Annotated in this window: 6 protein-coding genes and 3 rRNA genes; 8 read left to right on the top strand and 1 reads right to left on the bottom strand. The window is 42.7% G+C overall.

The window, feature by feature from the left end; all coding sequences use genetic code 11:
* The 7 genes from FZC79_RS22680 to FZC79_RS22645 form a co-directional block, all read left to right on the top strand.
* Positions 1 to 204 (top strand): 23S ribosomal RNA (locus FZC79_RS22680); the annotation flags it as partial.
* 88 nt (positions 205 to 292) lie between these two features.
* Positions 293 to 409 (top strand): 5S ribosomal RNA (rrf, locus tag FZC79_RS22675).
* A 1,090-nt stretch (positions 410 to 1,499) separates the two neighbouring features.
* Positions 1,500 to 1,889, top strand: coding sequence for a DUF3021 family protein (locus FZC79_RS22665; RefSeq protein ID WP_148948887.1), 390 nt, complete (start codon positions 1,500 to 1,502; stop codon positions 1,887 to 1,889).
* A gap of 195 nt (positions 1,890 to 2,084) precedes the next feature.
* Positions 2,085 to 2,363 (top strand): CD3324 family protein, encoded by a 279-nt coding sequence (locus tag FZC79_RS22660; protein ID WP_148948886.1) that lies wholly within the window; start codon positions 2,085 to 2,087, stop codon positions 2,361 to 2,363.
* Positions 2,364 to 2,496: 133 nt separating this feature from the next.
* Positions 2,497 to 2,967 carry a GNAT family N-acetyltransferase gene (locus FZC79_RS22655; protein WP_148948885.1) on the top strand — a complete coding sequence of 157 codons (471 nt, stop codon included), beginning with the start codon at positions 2,497 to 2,499 and terminating at the stop codon, positions 2,965 to 2,967.
* Between the two features lie 226 nt (positions 2,968 to 3,193).
* On the top strand, positions 3,194 to 4,714 hold the full coding sequence (adh, locus tag FZC79_RS22650) for an aldehyde dehydrogenase (RefSeq protein WP_148948884.1): 1,521 nt from the start codon (positions 3,194 to 3,196) through the stop codon (positions 4,712 to 4,714).
* Positions 4,715 to 4,742: 28 nt separating this feature from the next.
* Positions 4,743 to 5,102 carry a DUF779 domain-containing protein gene (locus FZC79_RS22645; RefSeq protein ID WP_148948883.1) on the top strand — a complete coding sequence of 120 codons (360 nt, stop codon included), beginning with the start codon at positions 4,743 to 4,745 and terminating at the stop codon, positions 5,100 to 5,102.
* A gap of 39 nt (positions 5,103 to 5,141) precedes the next feature.
* Here FZC79_RS22645 and FZC79_RS22640 read toward each other — a convergent pair whose 3' ends face one another.
* Entirely contained in the window at positions 5,142 to 5,678 is a 537-nt protein-coding gene (locus FZC79_RS22640; protein ID WP_148948882.1) for a hypothetical protein, read from the bottom strand.
* A 477-nt stretch (positions 5,679 to 6,155) separates the two neighbouring features.
* Between FZC79_RS22640 and FZC79_RS22635 the strand changes: the two genes are divergently transcribed.
* A 16S ribosomal RNA gene (locus tag FZC79_RS22635) occupies positions 6,156 to 6,639 on the top strand; the annotation flags it as partial.

The raw sequence follows: 6,639 nt of genomic DNA, 5'->3' as shown, positions 1-6,639 counted from the left end.
GTCTTGCCAAAGGCATCGCTGGGTAGCTATGTGCGGAAGGGATAAGTGCTGAAAGCATCTAAGCATGAAGCCCCCCTCGAGATGAGATTTCCCATCACTTTATGTGAGTAAGATCCCTGAAAGATGATCAGGTAGATAGGTCTGAGGTGGAAGCGTGGCGACACGTGCAGCTGACAGATACTAATCGATCGAGGACTTAACCACGAAATAACAGCGAAACTCGGAATACTTTCTTCTTTCTTCTAATACTTTATCTAGTTTTGAGAGAACGATGTTCTTTCAACAAAATATGTCTGGTGACTAAGGCGAAGAGGTCACACCCGTTCCCATGCCGAACACGGAAGTTAAGCTCTTCAGCGCCGATGGTAGTTGGGGGATCTCCCCCTGTGAGAGTAGGACATCGCCAGGCAAACCAAAGAGTACCCGAAGAGGTGCTCTTTTTTTGTATTGAAAAGAACAAGAGAGAAATGCCTTTCCCTCCGCAAAATCCATAAGACGCAGGAGCGAGGACGGGGAGGAGCAAGAAGGTCGAGGACGCGAGGGAGAGAGCACCGCAGTGGGCAACCGCCCATGAGGATGTGAGCGAGCGAAGCGGACGAAGAGATTCGCCGCTCATCGCCGTCCGAGCCTTCAGCGCCGATGGTAGTTGGGGGCTCCCCCTGTGAGAGTAGGACGTCGCCAGGCGAACCAATGAGTACCCAAAGTGGTGCTCTTTTTTGTATTTGAAAAAAGGGGAGATCCCCAAAATAGATTCTCTTAAAACGCAGGAGCGAGGATGGTGAGGAGCAAGAAGGTCGAGGGCGAGAGGCAGAGAGCACCGCAGTGGGCAACCGCCCATGTGGATGCGAACGAGCGAAGCGGACGAAGAGATTCGCCGCTCATCGCCGTCCGAGCCTTCAGCGCCGATGGTAGTTGGGGCTCCCCCTGTGAGAGTAGGACGTCGCCAGGCAAGACAAAGAGTACCCGAAGTGGTGCTCTTTTTGTATTCCAAAAAAGGGGAGATCTCCCTAATTGATTTTTTCTGTTTACATGAGTAACTAGTTATAAGAGTAGATAGGTCCTCACAAAGCCACTCTGGGTACATGAGTGACAAGTTTTTGTCTTAGATATGTCCTCACGCTGAGGTTCTGGGTACATAAGCGAGAAGGTAATTGGCTGGGTGTACTTTCAACCATATTCATCGTATTTTGCCTGTATTTCACCCTGACTTTCTTACAGAACTTAAAAACAGGGGATAAACGTATTATAAAGCAGTCTAAAATAGCAGCTGTAGTATGCCTTGCTCTCGGTTTGTTAATTCCAGCATTCTATAACTTGTAATTTTCAATGAGATGATGAGATAAGGATTATTGGTCAGAATTTCAATACTGTAAATTAAAATTTGCAGGAAAGACTCTATTGACCTGCTATTGATAAAACAGTATATTGTTTGATTTTTTTTGAAACCTTTCTCTTCAGGCAATCGTCCATAACTATAAGATAAGATAGGGAGTGTTTTGATGAGTTTATTGTTAAGGGGCTTGGTTAGAGGCGGGATTCCATTTGTAATCTTGCTGATACTATCTCTGTGGAATAAGTCACAAGGGCAGACCGAAACATCAAGTGTTTTCTTCTTCTATGGCCTGATCGCTTTTTTCTTAGGGTTGACCAGCATTATTTATCAAATTAATCAGTGGAGTTTTTTCAAGCAGATTCTTGCTCATTATACAGCAATGCTGATTACGGTATTTCCTACTCTCCTTCTAAGCGGTTTTTATCCTCTTAGTTCTTTTACTGATGTGATAAAGATCTATTTTGAGTTTAATATAACAGGGGTCATTTTATTTTTTGGGACATATATTGTTTTTAACATTAGAAGAAATAATATTAGGAAAGTAAAAGAGATTTGATTCTAGCCGATAATTGTTTTTAAGGGAGCTATTAAGACTACATTAATAGGAGGGAATGTTATGGGGAAATATCTTAATTTAAAGGTATTTTCTTGCTAGCGGCAAAGGCTGCTATTGAGAGAATAGAATGAGTGAGCATTCCCTTTAGCGGTCTTTGTTTTTCTTATAAAAAATTATAGGAAAGCAGGGACAGTAATGGGATATAAAAAAGCTTGTGATGTGCTGCCGGAAGAATTGGTAGCGATGATTCAGAATTACTTTGATGGAGATTATTTATATATACCGAGAAAAAGAGGCAATGAGCTTTCTTGGGGAGAGAAAAATGGAACAAGGATAGCCATGGAAGCGAGAGACCGCCGTATTTATAGAAGCTACATGGATGGATTGTCAAAAGAACAACTATCGGAAGAGTATCATCTTTCTATCAAAAGTATCAAAAGTATCAAAAGAGTTATATATAAACAAAAAGACTAACCAATCTTGCCTTATGAAACTATCATAAGGCACTTTTTATATTGCTCAAGTTTAGTACATAACCGTATCTTAGGAAGCCTTGGTCGCCATTGGAGGGTAAAATGAGTTTAGCGGATTGAAAGAGGGTGGAAGTATGAGTTATACACTAAGAAAAAGAACAAAAGAGGATGTCCTTGAATTCATTACTTGGACTTACGATGGTGACTATTCATTTTATGACAATAACATTCAAGAGGAAAAAGTACAGGGGTTTCTCCAGAGTATAGATACTGATCGATACTTTTCTATCATTAATGATGAGGGTGAACTGATGGGCAATTGTGAGTTTTTCAATGTGGGGGAAGACGGGGAAGAGATAATAGCTGTTGGAGTGCAGATGAAACCTGTTTTAACGGGAAAAGGAAATGGTTTGAAATTCATCAAAACAATTATAGAGCAGGGAAGAGAGCGAATAGGGTATACCCATTTAGAGCTGGCAGTGGTGGATTTCAATCAACGGGCAATAAGAGTTTATGAACAGGCAGGTTTTAAAAGGAAAGGAGAATTTCAAAACTGTATAAGAGGAAGGGAATATAGATTTATTATAATGGAAAAGGATTGGTGAGAAATACAAAGTCCGAAAAAAAGGAGGATTATTCCCTTCATCTATCTTTTTCAGTTCGTGTTAAGTGCCAGATCCCGTATGGCGATAAGGAGGAATTTAATAGATATAATAGTTCTAAATAAATGATTTCTGAATATTTTTATAATATACTAGACTTACATCTATAGTAAGCGCTTACAAACACCGAAGGATTTACATAACTACAAAACAAAGTGGAGGGGATTTCATGATTTATGCACAGCCGAATAAAGAAGGTTCTAAGGTAGAATTCAAATCGAGGTACGACAACTATATCGGAGGCGAATGGGTTGCGCCGGTAAAGGGTGAATACTTTGAAAATGTTTCTCCGGTCAACGGCCAATCATTTTGTGAGGTAGCAAGATCCACCTCTGAAGATATTGAGCTTGCGCTTGATGCTGCTCATGAAGCAAAGACTGCTTGGGGTAAAACGTCTGTTGCAGAACGGGCCAATATATTGAATAAAATTGCTGATAGACTTGAGGAGAACCTGGAGCTGCTCGCGGTGGCTGAGACTTGGGACAATGGTAAGCCTGTCAGGGAAACTCTTAACGCAGATCTGCCTCTCGCTATTGATCACTTCCGTTATTTTGCCGGGTGCATCAGGGCGCAGGAAGGAAGCATTGGCGAAGTAGACAATGATACAGTAGCCTATCATTTCCATGAACCGCTTGGAGTGGTGGGGCAGATTATACCTTGGAACTTCCCATTATTGATGGCGACTTGGAAACTCGCACCTGCACTGGCAGCCGGTAACTGCGTAGTATTGAAACCAGCTGAGCAGACACCTGCAAGCATTATGGTCATGATGGAATTGATTGAAGACTTACTGCCAAAGGGAGTTTTGAATATAGTCAATGGCTTTGGTGTTGAAGCAGGAAAACCTCTCGCTACAAGCCAAAGAGTTGCCAAAGTAGCCTTCACAGGTGAAACGACAACAGGCCGTTTAATCATGCAATATGCTTCCCAAAATCTGATTCCAGTGACATTAGAACTTGGCGGAAAGTCACCAAACATCTTTTTCGAGGATGTAATGGATCAAGATGATGACTTTCTTGATAAAACCGTTGAAGGCTTCGTCATGTTTGCGCTGAATCAGGGTGAAGTATGCACATGTCCATCCCGGGCTCTGATTCATGAATCCATCTATGATAAGTTCATGGAAAGAGCACTTCAAAGGGTGAAGGCCATCAAGCAAGGAAATCCTCTGGATACAGAAACAATGATAGGAGCCCAGGCATCAACGGAGCAGCTAGAAAAAATCCTTTCTTACATTGATATCGGAAAACAAGAAGGTGCTGAGGTCCTAACAGGTGGAAACCGTAATCACCTGGAGGGAGATCTGGAAGGCGGCTATTATGTTGAGCCGACTGTATTTAAAGGAAATAATAAGATGCGGATCTTCCAGGAGGAAATATTCGGGCCGGTTGTTTCCGTTACAACATTCAAAACAGCTGAAGAAGCTCTGGAAATTGCCAATGACACTTTGTATGGCTTGGGAGCTGGTGTCTGGTCCAGGGATATGAATACGGCATACCGTTTCGGCAGAGAAATTCAAGCCGGCCGTGTATGGACTAACTGTTACCACGCTTATCCTGCCCATGCAGCATTCGGCGGTTACAAGATGTCGGGAATCGGTAGAGAGAATCATAAAATGATGCTGAGCCATTACCAGCAGACTAAAAACCTTCTCGTCAGCTACAGTCCGCAGAAATTAGGTTTCTTTTAATCCTCATTCATAAAAAGGAGGAGAAAATATGCCTGAAGTTGATAGAGTGACAGTAACAGAAGAAGCATCAAAGCTGATTTCTAAATTGAAAGAAAAACATGGTCCGCTTTTATTCCATCAATCTGGGGGCTGCTGTGACGGCAGTTCTCCAATGTGTTATCAGGAGGGAGAAATGCTGATAGGAGACAGTGATGTCCTGCTTGGCCGCATCGATGACTGTCCATTCTATATCTCTAAAGCTCAATATGAGTATTGGAAGCATACCCAGCTGATCATCGATGTTGTAAAAGGCAGGGGCGGCATGTTTTCACTTGAAGGTCCAGAAGGGCTCAGGTTTTTAACAAGGTCAAGGATGTTTACTGAAAAAGAAAAACAGTTTCTCTCATGAAAAAAGACGGCTCACTGGCATGGTGAGTCGTCTTTTTGGTTAGCTCTCCTCAGTAGCAAATTCTATTGAATTGGCTATCTGTACTAAGACGCCGGGAAGCATCAGGTCAGAAGCCCGTTTATTAATACTGAGCGTATACTGCCAATATCCTCTCTCGAAGGATAAAACATTGAATCCATCTCTATCCAGATAAACTGCTTCTTCACCATCTTGAAGCTTTATCACTTTAATAACTTCCTCTTCCTTAAAAGGAAACCGGTGCTCGACTGGGCGGACAGTAATCTTATAATGATTATCCGGAAGCTTCTCATTGATATATTTGATTTCTAGGGAATCCTTGTCCTCGCCGTCAAGGTCATTGAAACGCCCCAAAGTGTGTGTAAAGGAAATGGGCGGGGTTCTAAGGGGCAGTTCTATTCCTTGATTAAAGTGGGCGGCGAATTCCTGCAATGCCTTATCAATTGTTTCATACCCAATTTCCCGATAAACCTCCTCATTCGTAGGATGGCGATCCGGAGACTTAGACAGCGCATAGTGATAGTCGCCGCTTAGAATGATACAAACAGCCAGTGACAAAAGAAATATAGATTTGATAATCTCACTTCCTTCTATATTTAATATAGTTGCTATTTTTCCCGAGTGACAATGAAATATCCTGCATAGAAGAATTCCTTCTATAAGTTACTTGTTTTCAATGAGTGTTAATAGTTATAAATTACCATTGATATCTAGTAGATAAGCTGGTATTATACTATTACTGTCTCACAGTGAGGCAGGCAGAAAAACATCAGAAAAAGGAACTTGAAAAAAGTTATTTTAACTTGTTGACAGGAACTCTGGCTGATGTTATTATATAAAAGTTGCTTCAAACGGAGTAACGAAAATGAATTTCGCAGAAGTTGACAGTGACGAAACGTCATGGTATGATAGACTTCTGGTCGATTGAACCTTGAAAACTGAACAAAACAAACAAAACGTCAACGTAATTCTAGTAAGAACATGTTTCTTACAAAGTTGCTAACACTTTAATTAGCAAATGAGCAAGTCAAACTTCTTTCGGAGAGTTTGATCCTGGCTCAGGACGAACGCTGGCGGCGTGCCTAATACATGCAAGTCGAGCGGATTGATGGGAGCTTGCTCCCTGAAATCAGCGGCGGACGGGTGAGTAACACGTGGGTAACCTGCCTGTAAGACTGGGATAACTCCGGGAAACCGGGGCTAATACCGGATAGTTCTTTTCCTCGCATGAGGAAAAGTKGAAAGGCGGCTTCGGCTGCCACTTACAGATGGACCCGCGGCGCATTAGCTAGTTGGTGAGGTAACGGCTCACCAAGGCAACGATGCGTAGCCGACCTGAGAGGGTGATCGGCCACACTGGGACTGAGACACGGCCCAGACTCCTACGGGAGGCAGCAGTAGGGAATCTTCCGCAATGGACGAAAGTCTGACGGAGCAACGCCGCGTGAGTGATGAAGGTTTTCGGATCGTAAAGCTCTGTTGTTAGGGAAGAACAAGTGCCGTTCGAATAGGGCGGCAC

The sequence above is a fragment of the Rossellomorea vietnamensis genome (assembly GCF_008180615.1).
In the GTDB taxonomy this organism is placed as follows: Bacteria; Bacillota; Bacilli; order Bacillales; family Bacillaceae_B; genus Rossellomorea; species Rossellomorea vietnamensis_D.
This window is presented reverse-complemented; position numbering and strand designations above follow the sequence as displayed.

Bases quoted from the DNA above. Each gene is read 5' to 3' on its own strand.
- FZC79_RS22665 (WP_148948887.1), top strand. From the start codon at position 1,500: ATGAGTTTATTGTTAAGGGGCTTGGTTAGAGGCGGGATTCCATTTGTA.
- FZC79_RS22660 (WP_148948886.1), top strand. From the start codon at position 2,085: ATGGGATATAAAAAAGCTTGTGATGTGCTGCCGGAAGAATTGGTAGCG.
- FZC79_RS22655 (WP_148948885.1), top strand. From the start codon at position 2,497: ATGAGTTATACACTAAGAAAAAGAACAAAAGAGGATGTCCTTGAATTC.
- adh (WP_148948884.1), top strand. From the start codon at position 3,194: ATGATTTATGCACAGCCGAATAAAGAAGGTTCTAAGGTAGAATTCAAA.
- FZC79_RS22645 (WP_148948883.1), top strand. From the start codon at position 4,743: ATGCCTGAAGTTGATAGAGTGACAGTAACAGAAGAAGCATCAAAGCTG.